We start from the raw sequence: 25,259 nt of genomic DNA on the forward strand, positions 1-25,259 counted from the left end.
ATCCCGGTCCGAGGGCCTGATCACAAGGAAGCAAAACCCTTCCCCATGACTTCAGCGCAGTCTAACGCGCCCTCGTCCGCGCCCTCGCGCGCTTCCGGCGGCGTCACCCACATCCGTACGCGCCAGACCTCTCACTTCACCGTCCTCGCCAACCGCCTTGCGCAGCGCGCCGGTAGCGCGGTCACGGTCGGCGTCGCCGCGTACATCCTCTCGCTCCCCGACGGCGCACCGATCACCATCGAGGCGCTCTGTACGCACTTCGCCGAGGGCAAGGTCACCATCGCCGAGGCGTTACGCGAGCTGGAGGACGAGGGCTGGCTGGAGCGACGCGTCGAACGCGGCCCGCGCGGCCGGATCATCACCCGCACCTTCGCCTACGACCTGCCGGGGCAGTCAGGACGGCCAGGAGTGCCGGGCCTGCCGAGCTCGCTGGAGGAGCGTGCGTCGACCCGCGTCGAGGAATCCGACCCCGCTCCGGCCGCCGAGCCGGCACCCGAGCCGCCCCGCCAACCCTCCCGGGAAGCCGCCCTCTCTCCCCTCGCCCCGGAAGCCCATCGCGAGGCCGTGGACGTCCTGGCCCGACTTCCCCACCGCGACCGCCGTCTGCTGCTCTCGGAGCGCGAGATCGCCTCGCTGGCCCCGGCCGTCACGGACTGGCTCGCTCGCGGCGTGCCCGCCGAAGAGATCACGGCCGCCCTCACGCAGGGCCTCCCGGAGCGGCTCACCCGCCGCCCGGCCCGCCTGCTGGCCCACCGCCTGGCCGCCCTGCGCCCACCGGCACGCACCAGCCCGCCCCGGGACCCCGCTCGCCCACCCGTCGTCCCCCTCCAGAACTGCGACGGCTGCGACCGCGCCTTCCGCGCCACCCACCCGGGGCACTGCCTGGACTGCCGTGACGAGACTGAGGAGGCTCGGCGTGCCGCATGAGGCAACGGGGGCGGAGACGCGCAACACCTGTGTGCGGGGACGTTCACTCAGAGCTACGCTGGCACGAACCAGGACGCAAGGGGAGGGCACACCATGACGGCGCAGATGGAGAGCCCAGTGCAGACCGAAGAAATGCGGCGCTTCGAGGAACTCGACGCGGCGTTCCCGGACTACCACGCCGAAATGATCGACGGAGAGGTCTACCTCAGCACCGTGGTTACCAGCGCTCACGGCAACATGGTTCTCACCATCGCGTCCCAGCTCTTATCCAAGTGGTTCGTCATGACAGAGGTCGACACGGCCTACGGCGGTTGGCACGGTAAGACCCTCCTGCGGCCTGACTTCTCGGTGGCAGACCCTTCCTACCGCGGCACACAACTGAAGCAGTTTCCCGCGGAGGACGTCATCCTCGTCGGGGAGGTCGTCTCCGAATCCAACCCTGAGAACGACACCGATAAAAAGGTCAAGAAGTACGCTCAGGCCGGAATCCCGTACTACCTCATCGTGAACCCCATAGAGGGCAAGTGCCTGCTCTACTCGCTGCCGAGCGGTGAGCACTACCGGGCGTCGCTGGAGGCGGAGTTCGGTGAGCCGGTGCCGATCGGCGCCCCGATCGACGCCAAAATCGACACCACCGCGCTTTACACGTACTGACCGGGCGCGGGTCTACTCGACCCCCGCCGCCACCCGTCGCTCCGTCGTCGCGATGGTCGCCGAGCCGACGACCCGGCTTCCGTCGTAGAGAACGATCGCCTGGCCGGGGGCCACGCCACGGACCGGCTCGGTGAAGGTGACCCGGAGTTCGGTGTCGTCCACCACCTCGGCTGTCACCTCCGTCTCGCCGCCGTGGGCGCGGAGCTGGGCGGTGTAGGTGGCGGGTCCGGCGGCCGGGGGGCGGCCGCACCAGCGGGGACGGATGGCGGTCAGCGCCGTGACATCGAGGGACTCGACGGGGCCGACCGTGACGGTGTTGTCGACCGGGGAGATGTCCAGGACGTAGCGCGGCTTGCCGTCGGCGGCCGGGTGGCCGATGCGCAGGCCCTTGCGCTGGCCGATCGTGAAGCCGTACGCGCCCTCGTGCGTGCCGAGGCGATTGCCGGCCTCGTCGACGATGTCCCCCTCGGCCGCGCCCAGCCGCTTGGCCAGAAAGCCCTGGGTGTCGCCGTCGGCGATGAAGCAGATGTCGTGGCTGTCGGGCTTCTTCGCGACGAACAGGCCACGCCGGGCGGCCTCTTCGCGGATCTCCGGCTTGGTGGTGAGGGTGTCGCCCAGCGGGAACATGGCATGCGCCAACTGCCGGTCGTCCAGCACGCCGAGGACGTAGGACTGGTCCTTCGCCATGTCGGAGGCGCGGTGCAGCTCGCGGGTGCCGTCCTCGCGCAGGACGACGGTGGCGTAGTGGCCGGTGCACACGGCGTCGAAGCCGAGGGCGAGGGCCTTGTCCAGCAGCGCGGCGAACTTGATCTTCTCGTTGCAGCGCAGGCAGGGGTTGGGGGTGCGCCCGGCCTCGTACTCCGCGATGAAGTCGTCGACGACGTCCTCACGGAATCGCTCGGCGAGGTCCCAGACGTAGAAGGGGATACCGATGACATCGGCGGCGCGGCGGGCGTCGTGCGAATCCTCGATCGTGCAGCAGCCCCGCGCGCCGGTGCGGAACGACTTGGGGTTCTCGGAGAGCGCGAGGTGCACGCCTGTCACGTCGTGGCCGGCCTCGGCGGCGCGGGCGGCGGCGACGGCGGAGTCGACACCGCCGGACATGGCGGCGAGTACGCGGAGGCGGCGGGGAGCGTCAGTCATAACCCCTCCAGGGTAGACGGAACCACCGACAGGCCCGAAAGCGTTATGCAACGCATGGGGAAGACCGAGGGCGAGGGGGACCGGCCCGCGATCACGCGCAGGCGTGCGCTGTGGATCGGGGGCGGCGGCCTGGTCGCCGCGGGCGCGGCGGCGTACGGCGGGCGCGCGGAGCTGGTGCGCTGGTGGTGGCGCCTCCCGGGCAACAGCAAACCGCGCAAGGCCGGCGAGGTGGACTACCGCGGCGCCCAGTGGGTGGAGGCGTCCCCGGCGAACTGGCGGTTCGCGGACCGCCCTGCCGACTACGAGGTCGACCGGGTGGTCATCCATGTCGTGCAGGGCAGCTTCGCGACGGCGCTGAAGGTCTTCCAGGACCCGCTGCACGGCGCGGCCGCACACTACGTCGTACGCAAGGACGGGCATGTGGCGCAGCAGGTCAGGGAGCTGGACGTGGCCTTCCACGCCGGCAACCGGGGCTACAACGAACGCAGCGTCGGCATCGAGCACGAGGGCTTCGTGGACCGCCCCGAGTCCTTCACGGCCGCCATGTACGCCTCGTCGGCGCGGCTGACGGCGGCCATATGCCGTCGCTACGGCCTCCCCGCCGACCGCAAGCACATCGTCGGCCATGTGGAAGTGCCCGGCACCGACCACACCGACCCCGGGCCGCACTGGGACTGGGACCGCTACCTCCGCCTCGTGCGCGCCGAGCTGCGGCGCCCGTCCACGCCGAAGCGGAGCGCGTAGGAGATCGATCACACACCGAGGCGCCTCCTGCCCCGGCTCCTGAGTCCGAGCGCTTCAGCCGGTGGGCCGTGGGGGCGGGTGGCGCGCGGTGTCGGCCAGCAGGACCAGGCGCGCGTCGCTGATCCGGGAGGCGATCGCCCGTCCTGCGCCGGGCTTGATGAGGGGGTCGTCCGCCCTGTGGAGCACCAGGCGGCTCGTTCGTCGAAGGCGCGGTCCGGCGAGGCGAGAAGGCGGACGACGGCGCTGCCGGCCGCGACGGCCCCGTAGGGGGAGGACGCCCAAGCCCTCGTCGAGCGGACGCTGCACCGCGTTTTCACCGGGCTCCTCCGGCCCGGCACCGGGCCCCGGCTGTGACGCACGCCCTGTCGCCGCTCCAATGGCGGCCCTACGCTGACCCGGCCCGCTGCCCCGACACACGAGCGCGCGCGACCGGCTCACGGACCGGAATCCGGGCCATGACCGGCACACGCGAAGGACGGCCCCCTTGTCCAGTGACCTCTCGCCCGTCATCGCTGCCTGCGCCCGCTGGCTGCTGGCGGCGTTCCCTCCGGCGAGCGGCCCGCTGAACCACGCCCTCGCCGAGGCCCAGGCCCGGCAGGCGGCCACCATCGCCGCCGCCCTGCGCTACCCCACCGCGCTGGACGCCGAACTGCTGAACCTTGTCGGCCCCGGCGGCTCCGACCGGCTGGACTCCGTGACCGGCACCGATGCCCACCCTCTGGACGCGGCCGAGTACGCCTGGCGCACCTGGGTGGACGAGACCGTCGTCAGCTGGGCGGCCTGCCTGCTGTCCGACCAAGATCTGGCCGTCGCGGCGGCGGCCTGCCTGGCAGGCACCCACCACGGCGTCGAGTCCGTGGGTGACGCGCGCCGGCTGACGATCCCCGGCCCGCGCGATCACCATGCCGCGCCGCTGCTGCGCCACCCCGACCTTCTCCACCCGATCGCGGACCTCCACCGCGACGCCCTGCTCGGCCTCCTGGACGCCGGCCCGGCCACCGCGTCACCGGAACCGACGTGACCCGCCGAGGCGGTTCCCACACAGGACACCCCGTGTGACGCAGGCCACACCCTCGCCTGTCACATCGCTCCGCGCAGCTCCGTCAAAGGTGTGTCACCACGAAATACGACGGAGGACCTCACCATGGATGCTCGCTTGAACCTCTTCGGCAACCCGGTCGCCGGCAAGTTCCTGAAGCACATCAACTCGGCGGGCAAGGTCATCTCGGACTCGACGCTGCCGGCCGCGACACAGGAACTGGTCAAGCTCCGCGCCAGCCAGATCAACGGCTGCGGCTTCTGCACCGACATGCACAGCAAGGACGCCGCTGCCGCCGGGGAGACCTCGCTGCGCCTCAACCTGGTCGCGGCCTGGCGGGAGGCCACGGTCTACACCGAGGCCGAGCGCGCCGCCCTGGAGCTGACGGAGCAGGGCACCCGCATCGCCGACGCCGCCGGTGGCGTCACGGACGAGGCATGGGCGAACGCCGCCAAGCACTACGACGAGGAACAGCTCGCCGCCCTGGTGTCGCTCATCGCCCTCATCAACGTCTACAACCGCGTGAACGTCATCGTCCAGCAGCCCGCCGGCGACTACCAGCCCGGCCAGTTCGGATAACCACAGGCACCTCGCGCGACGAAAGCGTCTCGCGACGGCGGCACGCCCCGGGCACCTCTCGACGAGGCCCGGGGCGCTGTTCTGCGGCACGAACCGGCGCCCGCCCGATGAGTTCGGCCCTCGCAACCGGCGACGGCTATCACGAGGGCGCCGACGGGGAATTGGACCGGGGCCTGCATGACGAGGAGTTCTTCGACTGGAACCTGCGTGCGGATCTTGCTGCACCCGTACTGCTGAGCCGCGGCCGGAGCCTTTACGCCGGGCTGGAGGACCGCATCGACCTGACAGCCGGGGCGGTGACCGTGTTCCGCTCGGGCAACACCCTCCTGCGGTACCGGCCACCGCTCGCGCGGACGAGCCCTAGCTGAGTCCCGCGCTGCGCGCCCTGTCCACGACCGGCCCGATGGCCTCCGCGAGCGCCGCGACGTCCTGCGCGGTGGAGGTGTGCCCCAGCGAGAAGCGCAGGGTGCCTCGGGCCAGGTCCTGCGTCATCCCGGTGGCCAGGAGGACATGGCTGGGCTGGGCGACTCCGGCCGTGCACGCGGAGCCCGTCGAGCAGGCGATGCCCTGGGCGTCCAGCAGCAGGAGCAGCGAGTCGCCCTCGCAGCCGGGGAAGGAGAAGTGGGCGTTGGCGGGGAGGCGACCTGCGGGGTCCGGGTCGCCTCCGAGGACGGCGTCCGGGGCCGCGGCGCGGACCGCCTTGACCAGATCGTCGCGCAGCGCGCCGATGTCGCGGGCGAAGTCCTCGCGGTGCGCGACGGCGTGCCGCCCCGCGGCGGCGAAGGCGGCGATGGCGGGGGTGTCGAGGGTGCCGGAGCGTACGTGGCGTTCCTGGCCGCCGCCGTGCAGCACCGGAACGGGGGCGTACTCACGGCCCAGGAGCAGCGCGCCGATGCCGTACGGCCCGCCGATCTTGTGTGCGGAGACCGTCATCGCGGCCAGCTCGGAGGCGGCGAAGTCGATCTCCAGCTGGCCGAACGCCTGCACCGCGTCGGCGTGCAGCGGGACGTCGAACTCCTTGGCCACCCGGGCGAGTTCATGGACCGGCTGGATCGTGCCGATCTCGTTGTTGGCCCACATGACGGTGGCGAGCGCGACATCGTCCGGGTTGCGGTCGATGGCCTCGCGCAGCGCGTCGGGGTGCACCCGGCCGTAGGTGTCGACCGGCAGCCATTCCACCTGCGCGCCCTCGTGCTCCGCGAGCCATTCCACGGCGTCCAGGACGGCGTGGTGCTCGACGGGGCTGGCGAGGACGCGGGTGCGGGCCGGGTCGGCGTCCCGGCGGGACCAGTACAGCCCCTTGACCGCGAGGTTGTCGGCCTCGGTGCCGCCCGCGGTGAAGACGACTTCGCTCGGGCGGGCGCCCAGCGAGGAGGCGAGGGACTCCCGCGCCTCCTCGACGGTGCGCCGGGCCCGCCGGCCGGCGGAGTGCAGGGAGGACGCGTTGCCGGTGACGGTCAGCTGGGCGGTCATCGCCTGCACCGCCTCCGGAAGCATCGGAGTGGTGGCGGCGTGGTCGAGGTAAACCATGGTGCGCACGATTCTACGAGCAGGCGCCACGGGCTTCGGGGGCGCATCTCCGGCGCGCGGAGGCGCCGGGCCCGGCGGCGGACGGACCGCCTTCCCCCGGCGGTTCCCATCGACAGCCGTGTAAGGAGTGTCTAGCCTTACACTCATGACACAGTGGCTTCTGGACCGCTCGTTCCGCAGCTCCTCCGGCGAGGTGCGCTGGGCCGCACTCGGCGAGGCGCGGCCCGGCACCCCGCCGGTCGCCCTCCTGCACGGCACGCCGTTCTCGTCGTTCGTCTGGCGAGGCATCGCGACCGCCCTCGCCGAGCGCCGCCAGGTGTTCGTCTGGGACATGCCGGGGTACGGCGCCTCGGAGATGAGGGAGGGGCAGGATGTCTCGCTCGCCGCGCAGACCAGGGTCTTCGGCGAACTGCTGGCGCACTGGGACGTGACCGAACCCGCCGTCGTCGCCCATGACTTCGGCGGTTGCGTGGCACTGCGGGCACATCTGCTGCACGGCGCGAAGTACGCGCGGCTGGCACTCGTCGACCCGGTGGCGCTGGCTCCCTGGGGCTCTCCCGCCTACCGGCTGCTGGGCGCACACTCGGAGGTCTTCGGGCAGCTGCCGCCGGAACTGCACCGGGCGCTGGTGCGCGCGTACATCTCCTCCGCCAGCCATCCCGGCCTGCACCCGGCCGTCCTGGACCGGCTGGTCGACGACTGGTGCACGAAGGAGGGCCGGCCGGCGTTCTACCGGCAGATCCAGCAGAGCGACCGGCGGTTCACCGACGAGATCGAGGGCCGTTACGGCGAGCTCGACCTGCCGACCTTGATCTGCTGGGGCGCGCAGGACAGTTGGATCCCGGCCGCCAAGGGAGAGCAGCTGGCCGCCGTCGTCCCTGGTGCGCGGCTGCGGCTGATCGAGGGGGCCGGGCATCTGGTCCAGGAGGATGCCCCGGCCCAACTCGGCGCAATACTGCGGGAATTCCTCGGGTGACTCCCCCGGGCCTGTCGCCTGTCCGGCCCGGCTTCCCGACGCGGGGGCTCAGCCCTCCAGCAGGGCGCGCGCCAGCTGCCGGGACTGCGCGACGAGATGGTCATCGGAGTCCCAGACCTCGGCGTCCTCCTCCAGGAAGCCGCCGGCCAGATTGCGGGTGGTGATCGCGACCCGCAGCGGTCCCGGAGCGGGGCGGCGACGGATGTGGGTGGTCAGCTCGACGGTGGGGACCCAGCCGGAGAGCCCCATCTCGAAGGCGGTCGGCGGCAGCGCGTCGACGGTCAGCAGGAGGGACAGCGGATCGGGCTCGCGGCCGTCGGCGAGGCCGAACCAGGCGCGCATCTCCCCCTTGCCGGAGGGGGCGCCGACGGCCCAGCCCGCGGTCGCCGGGTCCAGCCGGAGGACGAGCCGCTCGGCGATGGCCGTGCTGCCCGGGATGGCCGGCTTCCCCTCCGGGGCGCTGTCGGTGCCCAGGCAGTGCTCGTAGGGCGGGATGGCCGGCGGCTTGGCGGTCGTGCGGACATCCTCGGGCAGCGCGTCGAGGTCGCCGTAAGCGGCGAGCACCCGCATCCGCTCGACCTCGGTGCCGTCCTCGGCGAACTGCACGAGGGTTGCGGTGCCGGTCGACATGGTGCGGCCGGTGCGGACGATCTCGGTGCGGATGACGGCGGGCCCGGGGACCGAGGCCGTCAGGTAGTGCGCGGTGACCGAGAAGGGGTCCGGGTGCGGGAGGGCGTCGCCCAGCGCACGGCCCATGAGGGCCAGGAGATAGCCGCCGTTGACCGCATGGATGATCGTCCACCCGGCGGAGAGCTCCGCGTCGTAGACGCCCTCGGCCCGGCGCGTGACCGCCGTATCGCGGTCGAACTCACTCTTACCTACGGTCACCAATGCCATGACGTGCACGCTACACCGGATGGTTACTGACCGGTAGTGTCAAATTTGAACGCTCACCTTCGGCGCCGCTTCCACGCTCCGCCCCGTCCGCCGGGCACGCGCCGACGGCGGCGGCCGCGCGGCCTGAGAACATGGCGCCATGCTTCACGTGCTCTATCTGGTCGGCGTCGCGGCGTTCGCGGCGAGCGGGGTGCTGGCCGCCTACCGCGCCAACATGGACCCGTTCGGCGGGCTGGTGCTCGCCTTCGCCGCGTCCATCTCCGGCGGCACGCTGCGCGATCTGATCCTCGACCGGCAGCCGCTGTACTGGACGCACGACTGGGTGCTGCTGACAGTGATCATTTGCGTCGGCGTCGGCACCATCGGCTACCTGCGCTTTTGGACACTGCCGGTGAAATCACTGCTCGTCGTCGACGCGGTCGGACTGTCCGTCGTCACGGTGATCGGAGCGCGCGCCGCGATCGAGGCGGGCGCCACCCCGCTTGCGGTGATCATCCTCGCGGTGCTGACCGGCGTCGCCGGCGAGGTCATCCGCGATGTGCTGTGCGGGGAGTTCCCGCCGCTGCTGCTGCGCGAGGACGTCTACGCCATCGCCGCACTGGCCGGCGGCTGCTGCTATCTGGGACTGCATCACCTCGGCACAGGCGGCACCCCCGCCGCGGCGGTCTCGGCGGGGGTGGTCTTCGCGCTGCGGATGGCGGCCGTCTACTTCGGCGTACACCTGCCCCGGCCGCAGTCGCTCCGCGGCCGGCCGGACTCCGACTGACGCCGGGGCGGGACCACCGCTACTCGCCCGGCAGCGCCGGCTTGCCCGTGGTGTTCAGCCAGGTGTCGAAGAGATCGTCCAACTGCTGCCCGGACATCTTCTCGGCGAGCGCGATGAACTGCGAGGTCCGCGCGTTGCCGTAGCGGTGCTGCGCGGTCCAGGCCGGCAGGAGCTCGAAGAACGCCTTGTCACCGATCCGCTCGCGCAGCACCTGCAGCGTCATCGCACCCCGGTCGTAGACCGCGCCGGAGAACATGGTGTCCCGCTGCGGATCCGCGACCTTCACCTGCCAGAAGTCGTCGCCGGCCGGGATGTCCCGGTACTCCTCGCGGAGGGCGTCGTGGGCGCTCCGGGTGCCCTTGTGCTCGTCCCACAGCCACTGCGCGTAACTGGCGAAGCCCTCGTTGAGCCAGATGTCCTTCCACTGCTTGACGGAGACCGAGTCGCCGAACCACTGGTGGGCCAGCTCGTGGACGATGGTGGTCTCGTTGCGCACCGCCGAGTAGACCGGCTTGGACTGCACCTCCAGCGAGAAGCCCGCCTGCGGCATGTCGTCGACGATCGCGCCGGTCTCCTCGAAGGGGTAGGGGCCGAAGACCGTGGACCAGTAGTCGGTGGCCTCGGACGTGATGCCGTAGACGTCGACCTTGCCGGTGGGCAACGTCGGGTCGGTGGCGACGTAGACGGGGACACCGCCCGGGGTGGTGCCCGTCCGCACATCGAACTTGCCGATGGTGGCGGTGGCCAGATACGTCGCCATCGGGCGCTTCTCCCGCCAGTGGGCGTAGGAGCGGCCGTGCGCCTCGCCGGAGCTGATGAGGCGGCCGTTGGAGACGCCGGTCAGGCCCTTGGGGGCGTCGATGCGGATGTCGAACGTCGCCTTGTCGCCGGGGTGGTCGCTGGAGGGGAACCACGTCGAGGCGGCGTTCGGCTCACAGGCGACGAAGACACCGTCCTCGGTCTTCATCCAGCCGTAGTCGGAGCCGAAGACGATCGGGCCGCTGAGCGGCTTGGGGACACCTCCGTAGGAGACGGTGACCGTGAAGCGGTGGCCGCGCCGCAACGGGGAGTCCGGCCGGATCCTCAACTCGTCGCCGGATCGGCTGAACCCGGCGCGGTGACCGTTCACCCGGACCGAGTCGACCGTCAGCTTGTGCAGATCGAGGTCGAAGGCGGAGAGGTTCTCGGTGGCCCTGGCGGTCAGCGTGGTGCGGCCGGCGAGCCGGTCGCTGTCCGGGTCGTAGCTGACACCCAGGTCGTAGTGGAGGGCGTCGAAACCGCCGTTGCCGAGTTGCGGGAAATAGGGGTCGCCGGCCCCGGGGGCACCGGGCGAGGCGGCCGGCCCGGCGGCGATGGTGGCGGCCGAGGCCACCGCGGTGGCGAGCGCGAGCCAGCGGGAAGTGCGACGCACCGAGCGGGAGAATGCCATGAGCCGTCCCTTCGAACACACGGATGACGCCTGAACAACCGCGCCGACTCTGCACTCTCCCGCCCGCGTCGAGCCGGGGACTTTGCCAATTCCTCAGTAGTTGATGAGTATTTGCTGGCTCCGGCTACTTCTTCGGCACCGCGGTCGCCGGTGCTCCGGCGGCCCCTCCGCCACCGGAACCGGCCTCCGGGGCGTTCTCCGGGTGGTGGCAGGCCACCTGGTGACCTGTCTTGAGCGCCACCAGCGGCGGCTCGGTGGTCGCGCACACCTCGGTCGCCTTCCAGCAGCGGGTGCGGAACCGGCAGCCGGAGGGCGGGTTGATCGGCGACGGCACATCGCCCTTGAGCAGGATCCGGTCGCGCTGGGTCCGCCGCTTGGGGTCGGGCACCGGCACCGCGGACAGCAGCGCCTTGGTGTAGGGGTGCATCGGCGACTCGTACAGCGACCTGCGGTCGCTCAGCTCCACGATCTTGCCGAGGTACATGACCGCGATGCGGTCCGACACATGGCGGATCACCGACAGGTCGTGGGCGATGATGACGTAGGTCAGGCCCAGCTCCTCCTGGAGGTCGTCCATGAGGTTGACGACCTGCGCCTGGATGGAGACGTCAAGCGCCGACACCGGCTCGTCCGCGACCACCAGCTTCGGCTTGAGCGCCAACGCCCGTGCGATACCGATGCGCTGTCGCTGACCGCCGGAGAACTCGTGCGGATAGCGGTTGTAGTGCTCCGGGCTCAGGCCCACCAGCTCCAGCAGCCGCTGCACCTCCTTCTTCACGCCGCCCTCGGGCTCGACGCCCTGGAGGCGGAAGGGGGTGCCGATGATCCCGCCGATGGTGTGCCGGGGGTTCAGCGACCCGTACGGGTCCTGGAAGATCATCTGGACGTCGCGGCGCATCGGCCGCAGCTTGCCCGGGGAAAGGTGGGTGATGTCCTTGCCCTCGAACTCGATGGAGCCGCCGGTCGGCTCGTCGAGCCGGGTGATCAGCCGGCCCATGGTCGACTTGCCGCAGCCGGATTCGCCGACCACACCGAGCGTCTCCCCCGGCCGGACATCGAAGTCGATGCCGTCGACCGCCTGCACCGCGCCGACCTGCCGCTTGAGCAGGCCCTTGGTGATCGGGAAGTGCCGGACCAGACCGCGCACCCGCAGCAGCGGCTCGGCGTCCGGATCCTGCGGAGCGACCCGGCGGTGGCTGTCCTGCGCGCCCTCGTCCGCCGATCCCTTCTGCAGCGGGATCTTCTTGCTCTCGTCGTCAGTCGTCTCGGTCACAGCTTCGGCGCAATCTCTTCGGTCCAGATACGCTCCCGCTCCTCCTGCGACATGTGGCAGGCGGAGAAGTGCCCGCCCTCCACCTGGCGCAGTTCGGGGCGCACCGTGCGGGTGACGTTGTCCTCGGGGACGTCCGCGTACGGGCAACGGGGATTGAAGGCACAGCCGGACGGCACATTGATCAGGCTGGGCGGCGATCCCTTCACGGGGATCAGCCGGTCGGTCTGATCGCGGTCGATCCGCGGCATCGAGCCGAGCAGGCCCCAGGTGTAGGGGTGCTGCGGCGTGTAGAAGACCTTCTCCGCGGGGCCGCGCTCCACACAGCGGCCGCCGTACATCACCAGCAGGTCGTCGGCCAGCTCGGCCACCACACCCAGGTCATGGGTGATGATGATGACCGCCGAGCCGAACTCCTTCTGCAGATCGCGGATCAGGTCCAGGATCTGCGCCTGGACGGTGACGTCCAGGGCGGTGGTCGGCTCGTCCGCGATCAGCAGCTCGGGGTTGTTGACCAGCGCCATGGCGATCATGGCGCGCTGGCGCATACCGCCGGAGAACTGGTGTGGATGGTCGTCGACCCGCTTGTCGGGCTGCGGGATGCCGACCCGGTCGAGCATCTCGACGGCCCGGCGGCGGGCGGTCTTCTTGTCGACGTCGTGGTGGACGCGGTACGCCTCCACGATCTGCTGGCCGACGGTGTAGAAGGGGTGCAGCGCCGAGAGGGGATCCTGGAAGATCATCGCCATCTCACGGCCGCGCAGCCGGCGCACCTCGTCCGGGTCGGCGGAGACCAGCTCCTTGCCGTCCAGCCAGATCTCGCCGGACATGTCGACCTTGCTGCGCTGCCGGCGCGACGCGCGGTGCAGGCCCATGACGGCGAGGGAGGTCACCGACTTGCCGGAGCCGGACTCGCCGACGATGCCGAGCGTCCGGCCCTTCTCCAGCGTGAAGGAGAGTCCGTCGACGGACTTCACGACCCCGTCGTCCGTCGGGAAGTGCACCTTCAGGTCCCGCACTTCGAGGAAGGCGGTCGGAGTCGTGGGCTCGGTGGGTTCGGCCACCGGCGCCGCCCCGGGCGTGCTCGCGGCCGATCGGGCCGTCTCGGTCTTGTCCTGGGAGGAGTCGGTCACGAGAGCCTCACCCGCGGGTCGACGGCGGCGTACAGAACGTCCACCACCAGGTTGCATATGACGATGAAGAACGCGGCGAGCAGGGTGACGCCGAGGATGTTCGGCAGGTCGTTGGCGTTGATCGCCTCCACGGCGAAGGCGCCGACTCCCTTGAGCGAGAAGACCTGTTCGGTGATCAGCGCACCACCGAGCAGCAGGCCCAGGTCCATGCCGAAGACCGTGATGATCGGGGTGAGCGCGGCACGCAGACCGTGCCGTACGACCACCTTGCGCTCGTGCAGGCCCTTGGCGCGGGCGGTACGGATGTAGTCCTCGCTCAGCGTCTCCAGCATGCCCGCTCTGGTGAGCCGGGCGTAGAGCGCGGAGTAGAGGAACGCCAGGGTGACCCAGGGCAGGACCAGCGTCCGCGCCCAGAGGAAGGGATCCTCCAGCAGCGGTACGTAGTCGCTGCGCTCGAAGATCGGCCACTGGTAGGTGAAGAGGGCCAGCGCCAGGGCGCCGGTGAAGAACATCGGGAGCGAGACGCCGGCCAGGGCGACGCCCATGGCCATCCGGTCGAAGAGCGAACCGGGGCGCAGCGCGGAGAGCACGCCGGTGGCGACACCGGAGACGACCCACACCACGGCGGCACCGGCGGCCAGCGACAGGGTCACCGGGAGCCTGGACTGGATTTCCGGCCAGACCTCGATGTGCGTCTTGAAGGAGTATCCGAAGCACGGCACATGGCACTTGGCCACTTCCGGCCCGAACTTGTAGTCGACGCCGACGAAAATGCCCTTGAGGAATTCCCAGTACTGCTCGTACACGGGCTTGTCCAGGCCGAGGTTCTTCTTCACCGCCGCGATGTCCGCGGCCGTGGGGGCCTTTCCGATGTACTGCTGGGCAAGCTGGTCGGTGCTCTGCCCGGCCAGCTTCGGCAGCAGGAAGAAGATGCCGAAAGTGACCGCGCTGACGATCAGCAGCAGGATCACTGCGCTGATCAACCTGCGGATGATGTACGAGAACACGGGGATGCGGCGTCGGTGCCGCGGGCCGGTAGCGACCGGCCCGCGGACACCAATGCCTTCACCTGCCTTCCAGGGCTGCTACTTCTTGACGCCGATGTTGAGGTAGTCGTACTGACCGCTGAAGGCCGAGGTGGACACCAGGTTGGTGGCCTCGGGCGAGCGGTACAGCAGGACCTTGAAGTAGGTGAGCGGAACGATCGCCGCCTGCTCCATCATCTTCTTGTCGATCTCGGCGTACGCCTTCTCGCGCGCGGCCTTGTCGGTGTCGGCGATGGCGCTGTCGAGCAGCTTGTTGATCGCCGGGTCGTCCAGCTCGGACAGGTTGGTGTTACCGGACTGGCTGATCGCCTTGCCGTTCGCGATCTGCTGCAGGTAGCCGTAGCCGGTCGGGAAGTCCGAGCCCCACTGCATCATGATCAGGCCGACGTTGTTCTTCTTGTTGAACTTCGGCACACCCGCGTAGTCCGAGAAGTACTTGCTGCTCGGGTAGCTCTGGATCTTGGCGTTGACGCCGATCTTCTTCAGCGAGTCGATGATCGTGGTGGCCGCGTCGATCTCGTCCTGGCGGTCGCTGCGCGCCACGATCGTGGTGTCCGTCTTGCCGGCACCGCACTTGCCCCAGTGCTTCTTGGCCTCGGTGAGGTCGAGCTTGTCACCGTCGTACTTCTGCGGGTACAGGTCGAACTTCTGGTAGCCGTCGATGTCGGTCGGCAGGACCGTGGAGGCCACCTCACCGCGGATCGGGCCACCGAGCGAGGTCTGCACGGCCTTCTTGTCGATCGCGTACTCGACGGCCTTGCGGCACTCGACGTTGTCGAACGGCTTCACCTTGGTGTTGATGGCCGTGTAGACGACACGCTGTCCGAGGGCGTTGTCGGTGTTCGCCTTCTCGTCGGGGTTCGTCAGCAGCTGGGCCTGGGTCTGGCCGTCGACGCCGCGACCTGCGAGGTCCACATGGGTGTTGCCGGACCGCAGGTCCTTGTCGATGGTCGACTGGGCGACCTTCATCTTCAGGACGATCTTGTCCGGCAGCTGCTTGCGCAGCGGGTCGTTCTTGGCGGACCAGTGCGGGTTGCGGACGAGGGTGAGCTGCTTGCCCTCCTGGTAGCTCTGGAACTTGTACGACCCGGAGGAGACGACGGACTTGGTGTACTCCGCGCCCTTGTCCTTGGCCCGCGGCACCGGCGCGGTCTGCGGGGCGCTCACCAGGTAGTCGAACTCGGCGAACGGCTTCTCGAGGTGGAAGACGATCGTCTGGTCGTCGGGCGTATCGATCGACTTCAGACCGGCCTTGTCCTTGTCCTTGAAGGGACCCTTGTAGCCACCGTCGTTGTCCTTGAGGAACTGCTGGAAGTAGTTCGGGCCCAGCGAGAGGGTGTCACGCGCGAAGTTGCTGCGCTCGACCGCGTACTTCACGTCCTTGGACGTGATCACCGAGCCGTCGTCGTACTTGACGCCCTTGCGCAGCTTGTACGTCCAGGTCTTGCCGCCGTCGGTGGGCTTGCCCATCGACTCGGCGAGGTCCGGGGCCAGCTCGTTGCCCTTCGTGCCGGGGCCCGGCTTGAAGGTGGTGAGCGGGCGCGCGTAGAGCCGGCTGAAGTTGTAGACGAAGGCGTAGTACGTGTTGCCCGGGTCGAACGACTCGGGGGCGTCGCTCAACGCGTAGTTGACCGTGCCGCCCTTCGCGTCGGAGGCGTTGACGATCCCCTTGGTCGCGGCGTTGGCCTCGCCGGAGCCGTTCTTGGAGTCCTTGCTCCCACTGCAGCCGGCCAGCAAAAGGCCCGCACTGGTGAGGGCCGCGATAGCCGCGACCGGAACTGACCTTCGCATGATGGTCGGTGTCCCCTTCGTTCGTCGAGAAACGTCAAACAACTGTTGAGACATCTGGGCGGTGCGGGTGCCCGGCAGGCGTCACCGGCTGCGCGGGTCCAGCGCGTCCCTCAGACCGTCACCGAGCAGGTTGAACGCCAGCACGGTGACGAAGATCGCGAGGCCGGGGACGATCATGTACTGGGGATCGACCTCGTAGTACTTGACCGCCTGGTTGAGCATGCCGCCCCAGGACGCCTGGGGCGGCTGGATGCCGACGCCCAGGAAGCTCAGCGCCGCCTCGAAGAGGATGTTGGAGGGGATCAGCAGCGTCGAGTAAACGATGATCGGACCCACCAGGTTGGGCAGCAGCTCCCGAAAGAGGATGAACGGCCCGCGCGCGCCCATGCCGCGCGCGGCGTCCACGAATTCGCGCTCGCGCAGCGACAGGGTCTGCGCCCGCACGATCCGGCCCATGTACGGCCAGTTGAAGAAGCCGATCACGAAGATCAGCACCGAGATGTGCAGCGGCAGACCCTCCAGGCCGAAAGCGCCGCCCTGCAGCGAGGCGGAGATCGCGATGGCGAAGAGCAGCAGCGGGAAGGCCAGGAAGACGTCCATCATCCGGCTGATCACCGCGTCGACGCGCCCGCGGTAGAAGCCGGCGACGACGCCGAGGACGCTGCCGATGGCGACCGAGAGCAGCGTCGCGCCGAAGGCCACGATCAGCGACACCCACGAGCCCTCCAGGATCCGGGCGAGCAGGTCGCGGCCGAACTTGGGGTCGACGCCGAAGGGGTGGTCGGCGCTCATGCCGCCGAAGTCGCCCTTGGGCAGCGTGGTGTTGGGGTCGATCAGCGACTGGTTCGGGCTGTTGGGGTCCAGCCCCAGCAGGGCCTGGAGGGGGCGGGAGAGCGCGGCGACCACGACGAGCAGGATGACAACGATGGCACCGGCCACCGCGACCTTGTCGCGCCGGAATCTCAGCCATGCGATCTGCCCGAGCGAGCGCCCTTCGATGCGCTTGCTCTCCACGCCTTTCAGCACCGCTTCCGGCTGCGCCTCAGCAGCCGCCCCGGTGGTCTCGATCGGTGCGGTCACGGTGCTTTTGACCCCTCTCGGCCGACGGTGGCCGGCCCAATGCCCGCCGCTGTAGCGGCCTGATTCACATCACTGGTGCACGTGGTGCGGGCATCGCGAGAGTTCGCAGTGTGAAGTTTCGGAGATTCACGCGACGCCGATCTGAATGACGCTCGTACAAAGGGCCGAGGCCCTCTGCTGCGGGAGTCTTCATCCGATTCGCGATCACTCACCAGTCCTGGCGGTGAAAGGATGCGCAACTGTGATGTGCTTCACGGCCTTCCGTTATACGGACGGCCGTACCGCCTGAGCGGAATGATCAGCCCTCGCGGGTCGCCTCAACCGGGGGGCGTACAGGGGCAATTCGACCCCGAGAGCGGCGCGCCACGGCGCCGTCGGCGTCAGTAGGGACGCGGGAATCCGTAGCCGTAGGAGGGCGCGGGGGCGGGGGGCTGGGCGTAGCCGTCGCGGTCGAAGAAGGCGCGGGCGGAGGCCCGCATCCACATGCAGACCGGGTCGTACTCGTCGTTCATGGCGACCGTCGAGACCGGCAGGCCGTCCGGAACCGCGCCGATCGACTGCTGGATCATCAGCCGCGCCGACTCCACCGCCTGTTGGCCGGTGTCGTACAGATCGAGACCGATCGCCAGATACGGGGCGCCGAGGGCGGGCTGCACCCAGGCCCGGCGCAACGACCGCACGGCGGGCGTCCGGTGGGCGTTCTGCGCCAGGAGGGCGTAGAACTGCGGGATGTCGATCACCGGCTCGGAGATCCGCAGCGGCCCGGCCGGCAGCCGGTCGAGACCGCCGGCGATACGGCGCAGATCCAGCCACGGAATGCCGACGCCGCCACCGGGAGAGTGCGGATTCAGCCACAGGCCCCAGCGGTCGGGGAAGAGCGAGGCGGCGATTTCGAGGCCGGTGACGAGCTCGTGGTCGCGGTTCCAGCCGGACGCGGCCAGCTCGGGCGCCGAGGTCACACACGGCGCGTAGCCGAGGCCTTCGACCTCCATGTTTCCGTACTGCGCGTCGGGCATTCCGGCCCGGCCCTGCCACAGCAGCATCCAGACCTGGCTCGCGGCGAGCGCGTGCAGCAGCGCCTCATAGGCGTCGTAGCGACCGGGCGAGACCTGTTGCAGCATCTGCTCGACCTGTCCGGCCGCGGCCGCTCCCTGATGCGCACCCGCGCTCACGTGGTCCGTCCCTTCTGTCAGCAGGGCACGTGGGGTGCACCCGCCCGTCATCCAACCAGCTTACGAGTGCTCCCGAGAGTAGAAGGGCCGCACCCGCTGGAGCATCCAGTCGGCGACCGGGTCCCCCAAGGCGATGTCCAGCATGACGAGCTGCACGGGCCAGCGCACGGGCACCGCGCCGAGCGCACGTCCCAGGGCGGACAGAGCCGCCTCGCGGGCGGTGCCGTCCTGGAGCGCGGCGGGGGCCGCCTCGACCTGAACACCGACGAACAGCGCGGGCGTGTCGCCCTCGACACTTGCCAGGGCACGCCGGGCAGTCAGGACAAATCCGGCTCCGGAGAACTCCAGCCCCGCGGCGGCCAGGAAGTCCACCGGCTCGTCCTGCCAGTCGGGCTCGAAGAGCCGGACCCGGCCGCCGCTCGCCGGACCGTCCGTCTCCGTCCGCCCCACCCGGCACAATTCGGCCACCGCGGGCGGGGGCAGCGGGACGCCGACCGTGCCGTCGGGGTTGACCGCGATACCGATCAGCGGCGGCAGTCCACGGGCGAACTCCCGGGCGGGCGCGACGGTGAAGGACATATGGGAGCCGACGACCCGCAAGAACTCCTGCTCGGAACTGAAGACCGGGACATACGCCGCGCCGCCGATCTCGGTGGTCGGCAGATCCAGCCCACCGGCTCCAGGGCCCGCGCTGTCCGGGCCGCCGCCGTTGGGCAGTGGCACCCACACCCGGCTGCGCCCCAGCACCTCCACGATCCGGCCACCGGCACCCGGGTGCCCGACCGAGGCGGCAAGCACCTCTTCCAGCTCATTCGCAGGCCAGGTCAGCTGCGGTATGCCCTGCTCCGGAAAGTTCATGTACACCCACCCGTTCCAAACCGCCCTATCTGGCCAAAGACCCTAGCGGCAGACACTGCGGCAGCCGAAGGGGGTGGTGGGCAGTCGATCTTCGCCGGCGTGCGGGGGCGGCCCGGCCGCCGAAGAGCAGCTCGGCCGAGGGGCCACCCCGGCCGGAGGCCGCCTCAGCCGAAGCCGACGGTCTCCAGCGCGCTCGCCGCCGGCCGGTCAAGCAGCACCGCCGAGGCGAACCCCCTCGGCAGCCGGCCGGCCTCGGCACCCTCGACCAGCCTGCCCACCGCCCTGCGGTGCCGCGCGAAGGCGTACCCGGACACTCCGCGTCCCCGCGACTCCTGCCCGGACAGCGCCACCTCCGGCGGGACGTCGAGCAGCACCAGATGCAGTCCGCGGCCGCCTCGCCGGGCCGACCGCGCTATCCAGCGACGCACCCACGCCAGCGTCCCGCAGTCGTGCACCACGACGCTGTCGCCGGAGCGCAGCGCGCGGCGCAGCCCCAGGTAGTGCGCGGCACGGACCAGCGGGCGATACACCCCGTACGGCAGCCGGCGCAGCCTGCCGCGCTCCCAGCGCACCCGGACGTCCTGCGAGTCGATGCGGTGCACCGTGGCACCCCGGCCGTCCAGCACCGGCACGATGCGGTGCATGAGCGTGCTCTTGCCGCTGCCCGGCAGCCCGGAGACCACCACGAGGTCACCGGCCGGGAAGCGCATCTCGGCCGTCCTGCCGGTGTGACGTGTTCCCCTCAGGTCGATCACCTCGGCACCGCGCCCCGGCCTGACCACGGCCAGGGGCGAGCGTGCGGGCCGGGGCACCGCGGCGCCCGCGATCCCCGACGTTGTCGCGAGTGCGGCATCTTTGTGCACCGTCATCGCCCCTCCCGGTCACTAGCGGGCCCGGCCGGTGTCCGTCCCTTTCCCGAAGAGTGTCAAGAAAAGGTAATACCCATCAAGGCGATTGCCCGATCCCCCGGACCACGGCGGCCGCCCGGGCCGGTGCGACAACCAGGACTCCTGCATCCGGCGATCCCGTGCAATGATGTCGGCGCCACTGTGCACCGCTCAGCTCACCCGTGCACAGCCAACTCCATACCGGCCGCTTGAATCCGCGCGGGAGAGTCCTCGCCGCCACGGCGGGGCGCCGAAGGAGCAAGTCCTCCCTTGAATCTCTCAGGCCCCGATACCGCGCGGGCGAGGCAGATCTGAAAAGCGAGCCACCGCCTGGCTGACGGGTGGCTCCACCCAAGGTGCAAACCGGGTCCGTTCGCGGGATCCCGGTGAACCTCTCAGGTTCCGATGACAGATGGGGAGAACGTCTTGTCACCCATGCCTGGGAGCCCAGAACCATGACTGATGCCCCTCGCCGTACCGCGCTGGATGCCACGCATCGTGCGCTCGGCGCGACCATGACCGACTTCGCCGGCTGGGACATGCCGCTGCGCTACGGCAGCGAACGCGACGAGCACGTCGCCGTCCGCACCAGGGCCGGCCTCTTCGATCTCTCCCACATGGGCGAGATCACCGTCACCGGCCCGCAGGCCGCCGATCTCCTCGACTACGCACTGGTGGGCAACATCGGCGGCGTCAAGACCGGCCGCGCCCGCTACACCATGATCTGCGAGGCGGCCGGCGGCATCCTCGACGACCTGATCGTCTACCGGCTCGAGGACCAGGAGTACATGGTCGTCGCCAACGCCTCCAACGCCCAGGTCGTGCTCGACGCGCTGACCGAGCGCGCGTCCGGCTTCGACGCCGTGGTCCGCGACGACCGCGACGCCTACGCCCTGCTCGCCGTCCAGGGCCCGGAGTCCCCCGGCATCCTCAAGGCGCTGACCGACGCCGACCTGGACGGCCTCAAGTACTACGCGGGCCTGCCCGGCACGGTCGCCGGCGTGAGCGCGCTGATCGCCCGCACCGGCTACACCGGCGAGGACGGCTTCGAGCTGTTCGTGCGGCCCGCGGACGCGGTCGCCCTCTGGGAGGCGCTGACCTCGGCCGGCAAGGACGTCGGGCTCGTCCCGTGCGGCCTGTCCTGCCGCGACACGCTGCGCCTGGAGGCCGGCATGCCGCTGTACGGACACGAGCTGACCACCGCGACCACGCCCTTCGACGCGGGTCTCGGCCGGGTGGTGAAGTTCGAGAAGACCACCAACGGCGGTGACTTCGTGGGCCGCGCCGCCCTGGAGGAGGCCGCCCGCCGCGCCGAGTCCGCGCCGCCGCGCAAGCTCGTCGGGCTGATCGCGGAGGGCCGCCGGGTCCCGCGCGCCGGCTATGCGGTCGTCGCCGCCGACGGCACCGTCATCGGCGAGGTCACCTCCGGTGCGCCCTCGCCCACGCTGGGCAAGCCGCTCGCGATCGCCTACGTCGACGCGGCGTACGCCACACCGGGCGCCGAGGGTGTCGCCGTGGACATCCGTGGAAGCCATGAGCCGTACGAGGTCGTCGCGCTTCCCTTCTACAAGCGGGAGAAGTGACGCCGGTACCGCGCTGCCCCCGGGCAGTCGTGAAACCGGCGCGCCCCACGCGTCTCACTGTGCAAGACCCCATTCACGATCACACCCTCGCGTACAGGAGAATCGAGCCATGAGCAACCCCCAGCAGCTGCGCTACAGCAAGGAGCACGAGTGGCTGTCGGCCGCCGACAACGGCGTCTCGACGGTCGGCATCACCGAGCACGCCGCGAACGCGCTCGGCGATGTCGTCTTCGTGCAGCTTCCCGAGGTCGGGGACACGGTCACGGCGGGCGAGACCTGCGGTGAGCTGGAGTCGACCAAGTCGGTCAGCGACCTCTACGCCCCGGTCACCGGTGAGATCACCGAGATCAACGAGGACGTCGTGAGCGACCCGTCGCTGGTGAACTCCGCCCCGTTCGAGGGTGGTTGGCTGTTCAAGGTGAAGGTGAGCGGCGAGCCGGACGACCTGCTCTCGGCAGACGAGTACACCGCCTTCGCCGCCGGCTGAGCCCTCCCGGCCCGCCGCCCCGGCACCCCGCCACCGACCGAGCGGAAGCTCCCCCGGGATCCGTCCGGGAGGACCCCGACCGCGCCTGACCCCTCCAGGAAAGACTCATGTCGCTTCTCAACAGCTCCCTCCATGAGCTCGACCCCGACGTCGCCGCCGCCGTCGACGCCGAACTCGACCGCCAGCAGTCCACCCTCGAAATGATCGCGTCGGAGAACTTCGCTCCCCTCGCCGTCATGGAGGCCCAGGGCTCGGTCCTGACCAACAAGTACGCCGAGGGCTACCCCGGGCGTCGCTACTACGGCGGCTGCGAGCACGTCGACGTCGTCGAGCAGATCGCCATCGACCGGATCAAGGCCCTCTTCGGCGCCGAGGCCGCGAACGTCCAGCCGCACTCCGGCGCGCAGGCCAACGCCGCCGCCATGTTCGCCCTGATCAAGCCGGGCGACACCATCCTGGGTCTGAACCTCGCCCACGGCGGGCACCTCACCCACGGCATGAAGATCAACTTCTCCGGCAAGCTCTACAACGTGGTGCCCTACCACGTCGACGAGAAGAGCAACCTCGTCGACATGGAAGAGGTCGAGCGCCTCGCCAAGGAGCACCGCCCCAAGCTGATCGTCGCCGGCTGGTCCGCCTACCCGCGGCAGCTGGACTTCGCCGAGTTCCGCCGGATCGCCGACGAGGTCGGCGCCTACCTCATGGTCGACATGGCGCACTTCGCCGGCCTGGTCGCCGCGGGTCTGCACCCGAGCCCGGTGCCGCACGCCCACGTCGTCACCACCACCACGCACAAGACCCTCGGCGGTCCGCGCGGCGGCGTGATCCTGTCCACCCAGGAGCTCGCCAAGAAGATCAACTCCGCGGTCTTCCCCGGTCAGCAGGGCGGCCCGCTGGAGCACGTCATCGCCGCCAAGGCGGTCTCCTTCAAGGTTGCGGCGTCCGAGGAGTTCAAGGAGCGCCAGCAGCGCACCCTGGACGGCGCCCGCATCCTGGCCGAGCGCCTCACCCGGCCCGATGTCACCGAGGTCGGCGTCTCCGTCCTGTCCGGCGGTACCGACGTCCACCTCGTCCTGGTCGACCTGCGCAACAGCGACCTCGACGGCCAGCAGGCCGAGGACCGCCTCCACGAGGTCGGCATCACCGTCAACCGCAACGCCATCCCGAACGACCCGCGGCCCCCGATGGTCACCTCGGGCCTGCGGATCGGCACCCCGGCGCTCGCCACCCGCGGCTTCCAGGCCGAGGACTTCCGCGAGGTCGCCGACATCATCGCCGAGGCCCTCAAGCCCAGCTACGACACCGAGACCCTCAAGAGCCGCGTCACGGCCCTCGCGGACAAGTACCCGCTCTACCAGTCGCTGTGACGACCCGGCCCGCGCCAGTCGCCGCCACAGTGTCCGGCGTCGGCTGACGCGGGCCCACGGCCGGCACCTCGGCCGTGACGCGATGCCGTGCACGGCGCCCGTCGGGCGCGAAACGAGCGCGGGCCCGGCCCGCCGGGAGACCGGCGGGCCGGGGCGGGCGGATCACCGGCCCGGTCGGCGTCCCGGAGCCGCCCTCCGCAAAGGAACCGTCGGGCCGGCTCCGGCCCCGCCGACCGGCACGCCCCGAACAAATTCACTTCACCGGATGCCGGACGCGAATCCGGTACCCGTCATCTGTGAGACGAGGCACAGCGCAGCGGGCCGCGGGCCCGCGCAGAGCGCCGACAACCGCTGTTTCCCGGGGCGCCGGCCATCCGCCGTTTTCCGTCAGGCGGCAGGACCGCGCGTCCGCGTTACGCTCGACAGTCGGCGCAGAAACGTACCTCCTGCCCCATTGCTCCACCGTCCACCACGAGCAGACAAGGGAGTCCGCCACCGTGGCCATCTCCGTCTTCGACCTCTTCTCCATCGGCATCGGCCCCTCCAGCTCCCACACCGTGGGCCCCATGCGCGCCGCCCGGATGTTCGTCGGTCGCCTCAAGAAGGACGGTCTCCTCGCGCAGACGGCCTCGGTACGCGCCGAACTGTTCGGCTCGCTCGGCGCCACCGGCCACGGCCACGGCACGCCCAAGGCCGTGCTCCTCGGCCTGGAGGGCCACTCCCCCCGCTCCGTCGACGTGGAGAGCGCGGACGACGAGGTGGAGCGGATCCGCACGACCAAGCGGCTGCGGCTGCTCGGCGCCGAGATCGGGACGGACCACGAGATCGACTTCGACGAGTCGACCGAGCTGATACTGCACCGCCGCCGCTCCCTGCCGTACCACGCCAACGGCATGACGCTCTTCGCCTACGACCAGGCCGGCGCCCCGCTCCTGGAGAAGACCTACTACTCGGTCGGCGGCGGCTTCGTCGTCGACGAGGACGCCGTCGGCGAGGACCGGATCAAGCTCGACGACACCGTCCTGAAGTACCCCTTCCGCACCGGCGACGAGCTGATGCGGCTCGCCCAGGACACCGGCCTCTCCATCGCCGCCCTGATGCTGGAGAACGAGAAGGCCTGGCGCACCGAGGAAGAGATCAACGAGGGTCTGCTGGAGATCTGGGGCGTGATGCAGGGCTGCGTCAGCCGCGGCATGTCCCGCGAGGGCATCCTGCCCGGTGGCCTCAAGGTGCGGCGCCGGGCCGCGAACTCCGCGCGCCAGCTCCGTTCCGAAGGCGATCCGCTCGCGCACGCCATGGAGTGGGTCACCCTCTACGCGATGTCGGTCAACGAGGAGAACGCGGCCGGCGGCCGGGTCGTGACCGCCCCCACCAACGGCGCGGCCGGCATCATCCCCGCCGTCCTGCACTACTACATCAACTTCGTCCCCGGCGCCGACGAGGAGGGCGTGGTCCGCTTCCTCCTCGCCGCCGGCGCCATCGGCATGCTCTTCAAGGAGAACGCCTCCATCTCCGGCGCCGAGGTCGGCTGCCAGGGCGAGGTCGGCTCCGCCTGCTCCATGGCCGCCGGCGGGCTCGCCGAGGTGCTCGGCGGCTCCCCCGAGCAGGTGGAGAACGCCGCCGAGATCGGCATGGAGCACAATCTCGGCCTGACCTGCGACCCCGTCGGCGGCCTGGTGCAGATTCCGTGCATCGAGCGCAACGGCATGGCGGCGGTCAAGGCCATCACCGCGGCGCGCATGGCGCTGCGCGGGGACGGCCGCCACCACGTGTCCCTCGACAAGGTCATCAAGACCATGAAGGACACCGGCGCCGACATGAGCGTCAAGTACAAGGAGACCGCCCGCGGCGGGCTTGCGGTCAACATCATCGAGTGCTGAACGCCACCGGCGGTCGTGAGG

25 protein-coding genes and 1 riboswitch are annotated in these 25,259 nt (G+C 70.3%); of the genes, 12 read left to right on the top strand and 13 right to left on the bottom strand.

Going from position 1 to position 25,259, the window contains the following annotated elements:
* Positions 1–45: 45 nt before the first annotated feature.
* Positions 46–927: a hypothetical protein gene (locus ACGFZW_RS26885; protein WP_393895787.1), complete on the top strand. Its 882-nt coding sequence runs from the start codon at positions 46–48 to the stop codon at positions 925–927.
* A 117-nt stretch (positions 928–1,044) separates the two neighbouring features.
* Positions 1,045–1,581 carry a Uma2 family endonuclease gene (locus ACGFZW_RS26890; RefSeq protein WP_393895788.1) on the top strand — a complete coding sequence of 179 codons (537 nt, stop codon included), beginning with the start codon at positions 1,045–1,047 and terminating at the stop codon, positions 1,579–1,581.
* Positions 1,582–1,593: 12 nt separating this feature from the next.
* Here the strand turns inward: ACGFZW_RS26890 and mnmA are convergent, their stop codons facing one another.
* On the bottom strand, positions 1,594–2,724 hold the full coding sequence (mnmA, locus tag ACGFZW_RS26895) for a tRNA 2-thiouridine(34) synthase MnmA (protein WP_393895789.1): 1,131 nt from the start codon (positions 2,722–2,724) through the stop codon (positions 1,594–1,596).
* Between the two features lie 45 nt (positions 2,725–2,769).
* Here mnmA and ACGFZW_RS26900 point away from each other — a divergent pair, with 45 nt between their 5' ends.
* Positions 2,770–3,468, top strand: a complete 699-nt coding sequence (locus ACGFZW_RS26900) for an N-acetylmuramoyl-L-alanine amidase (protein WP_393895790.1) — start codon at positions 2,770–2,772, stop codon at positions 3,466–3,468.
* 54 nt (positions 3,469–3,522) lie between these two features.
* On the opposite strand, the gene ACGFZW_RS26905 is transcribed toward ACGFZW_RS26900, so the two are convergent.
* Positions 3,523–3,654: a hypothetical protein gene (locus ACGFZW_RS26905; RefSeq protein WP_393895791.1), complete on the bottom strand. Its 132-nt coding sequence runs from the start codon at positions 3,652–3,654 to the stop codon at positions 3,523–3,525.
* Between the two features lie 298 nt (positions 3,655–3,952).
* Between ACGFZW_RS26905 and ACGFZW_RS26910 the strand changes: the two genes are divergently transcribed.
* The 3 genes from ACGFZW_RS26910 to ACGFZW_RS26920 all read left to right on the top strand — a co-directional run bounded on the left by ACGFZW_RS26910 (position 3,953) and on the right by ACGFZW_RS26920 (position 5,454).
* Complete coding sequence (locus tag ACGFZW_RS26910) at positions 3,953–4,489, top strand: hypothetical protein (protein ID WP_393895792.1); 537 nt, start codon at positions 3,953–3,955, stop codon at positions 4,487–4,489.
* Between the two features lie 123 nt (positions 4,490–4,612).
* Positions 4,613–5,086 carry a carboxymuconolactone decarboxylase family protein gene (locus ACGFZW_RS26915; RefSeq protein WP_393895793.1) on the top strand — a complete coding sequence of 158 codons (474 nt, stop codon included), beginning with the start codon at positions 4,613–4,615 and terminating at the stop codon, positions 5,084–5,086.
* Positions 5,087–5,193: 107 nt separating this feature from the next.
* Complete coding sequence (locus tag ACGFZW_RS26920) at positions 5,194–5,454, top strand: hypothetical protein (protein WP_393895794.1); 261 nt, start codon at positions 5,194–5,196, stop codon at positions 5,452–5,454.
* Here ACGFZW_RS26920 and ACGFZW_RS26925 read toward each other — a convergent pair.
* Positions 5,447–6,616, bottom strand: coding sequence for a cysteine desulfurase family protein (locus ACGFZW_RS26925; RefSeq protein WP_393895795.1), 1,170 nt, complete (start codon positions 6,614–6,616; stop codon positions 5,447–5,449). The genes ACGFZW_RS26920 and ACGFZW_RS26925 overlap by 8 nt on opposite strands.
* A 145-nt stretch (positions 6,617–6,761) precedes the next feature.
* Between ACGFZW_RS26925 and ACGFZW_RS26930 the strand changes: the two genes are divergently transcribed.
* Positions 6,762–7,592 carry an alpha/beta fold hydrolase gene (locus tag ACGFZW_RS26930; protein ID WP_393895796.1) on the top strand — a complete coding sequence of 277 codons (831 nt, stop codon included), beginning with the start codon at positions 6,762–6,764 and terminating at the stop codon, positions 7,590–7,592.
* A 48-nt stretch (positions 7,593–7,640) separates the two neighbouring features.
* Here the strand turns inward: ACGFZW_RS26930 and ACGFZW_RS26935 are convergent, their stop codons facing one another.
* Positions 7,641–8,489: a thioesterase family protein gene (locus tag ACGFZW_RS26935; RefSeq protein WP_393895797.1), complete on the bottom strand. Its 849-nt coding sequence runs from the start codon at positions 8,487–8,489 to the stop codon at positions 7,641–7,643.
* 139 nt (positions 8,490–8,628) lie between these two features.
* Here ACGFZW_RS26935 and ACGFZW_RS26940 point away from each other — a divergent pair, with 139 nt between their 5' ends.
* A complete protein-coding gene (locus ACGFZW_RS26940) occupies positions 8,629–9,255 on the top strand; it encodes a trimeric intracellular cation channel family protein (RefSeq protein ID WP_393895798.1) in 627 nt (208 codons plus the stop codon).
* Positions 9,256–9,274: 19 nt separating this feature from the next.
* On the opposite strand, the gene ACGFZW_RS26945 is transcribed toward ACGFZW_RS26940, so the two are convergent.
* From ACGFZW_RS26945 to ACGFZW_RS26985, 9 genes are all read right to left on the bottom strand, one after another.
* A complete protein-coding gene (locus ACGFZW_RS26945) occupies positions 9,275–10,684 on the bottom strand; it encodes a M1 family metallopeptidase (RefSeq protein WP_393895799.1) in 1,410 nt (469 codons plus the stop codon).
* A gap of 124 nt (positions 10,685–10,808) precedes the next feature.
* Positions 10,809–11,957: an ABC transporter ATP-binding protein gene (locus tag ACGFZW_RS26950; protein ID WP_393895800.1), complete on the bottom strand. Its 1,149-nt coding sequence runs from the start codon at positions 11,955–11,957 to the stop codon at positions 10,809–10,811.
* Entirely contained in the window at positions 11,954–13,087 is a 1,134-nt protein-coding gene (locus ACGFZW_RS26955; protein ID WP_393895801.1) for an ABC transporter ATP-binding protein, read from the bottom strand. Before ACGFZW_RS26955 ends, ACGFZW_RS26950 begins: the two co-directional genes overlap by 4 nt.
* A complete protein-coding gene (locus ACGFZW_RS26960) occupies positions 13,084–14,094 on the bottom strand; it encodes an ABC transporter permease (RefSeq protein WP_393895802.1) in 1,011 nt (336 codons plus the stop codon). Before ACGFZW_RS26960 ends, ACGFZW_RS26955 begins: the two co-directional genes overlap by 4 nt.
* A gap of 78 nt (positions 14,095–14,172) precedes the next feature.
* On the bottom strand, positions 14,173–15,924 hold the full coding sequence (locus tag ACGFZW_RS26965) for an ABC transporter substrate-binding protein (protein WP_393895803.1): 1,752 nt from the start codon (positions 15,922–15,924) through the stop codon (positions 14,173–14,175).
* 81 nt (positions 15,925–16,005) lie between these two features.
* On the bottom strand, positions 16,006–17,004 hold the full coding sequence (locus ACGFZW_RS26970; protein ID WP_393895804.1) for an ABC transporter permease: 999 nt from the start codon (positions 17,002–17,004) through the stop codon (positions 16,006–16,008).
* Between the two features lie 380 nt (positions 17,005–17,384).
* Entirely contained in the window at positions 17,385–18,176 is a 792-nt protein-coding gene (locus tag ACGFZW_RS26975; RefSeq protein ID WP_393895805.1) for an enhanced serine sensitivity protein SseB C-terminal domain-containing protein, read from the bottom strand.
* A gap of 60 nt (positions 18,177–18,236) precedes the next feature.
* Entirely contained in the window at positions 18,237–19,034 is a 798-nt protein-coding gene (locus tag ACGFZW_RS26980; protein ID WP_393895806.1) for an enhanced serine sensitivity protein SseB, read from the bottom strand.
* Between the two features lie 164 nt (positions 19,035–19,198).
* Positions 19,199–19,903: an AAA family ATPase gene (locus ACGFZW_RS26985; RefSeq protein WP_393895807.1), complete on the bottom strand. Its 705-nt coding sequence runs from the start codon at positions 19,901–19,903 to the stop codon at positions 19,199–19,201.
* A 228-nt stretch (positions 19,904–20,131) separates the two neighbouring features.
* Positions 20,132–20,226: riboswitch (glycine riboswitch) on the top strand.
* A 150-nt stretch (positions 20,227–20,376) separates the two neighbouring features.
* Between ACGFZW_RS26985 and gcvT the strand changes: the two genes are divergently transcribed.
* The 4 genes from gcvT (at position 20,377) to ACGFZW_RS27005 (ending at position 25,238) form a co-directional block, all read left to right on the top strand.
* Positions 20,377–21,504: a glycine cleavage system aminomethyltransferase GcvT gene (gene gcvT, locus ACGFZW_RS26990; protein ID WP_393895808.1), complete on the top strand. Its 1,128-nt coding sequence runs from the start codon at positions 20,377–20,379 to the stop codon at positions 21,502–21,504.
* A gap of 109 nt (positions 21,505–21,613) precedes the next feature.
* Positions 21,614–21,991, top strand: a complete 378-nt coding sequence (gene gcvH / locus ACGFZW_RS26995; RefSeq protein ID WP_393895809.1) for a glycine cleavage system protein GcvH — start codon at positions 21,614–21,616, stop codon at positions 21,989–21,991.
* 107 nt (positions 21,992–22,098) lie between these two features.
* On the top strand, positions 22,099–23,358 hold the full coding sequence (gene glyA / locus ACGFZW_RS27000; RefSeq protein ID WP_393895810.1) for a serine hydroxymethyltransferase: 1,260 nt from the start codon (positions 22,099–22,101) through the stop codon (positions 23,356–23,358).
* Between the two features lie 497 nt (positions 23,359–23,855).
* A complete protein-coding gene (locus ACGFZW_RS27005) occupies positions 23,856–25,238 on the top strand; it encodes an L-serine ammonia-lyase (protein ID WP_393895811.1) in 1,383 nt (460 codons plus the stop codon).
* The last annotated feature ends 21 nt before the right edge of the window (positions 25,239–25,259 follow it).

Source organism: Streptomyces sp. NPDC048248 (assembly GCF_043201875.1).
In the GTDB taxonomy this organism is placed as follows: Bacteria; Actinomycetota; Actinomycetes; order Streptomycetales; family Streptomycetaceae; genus Streptomyces.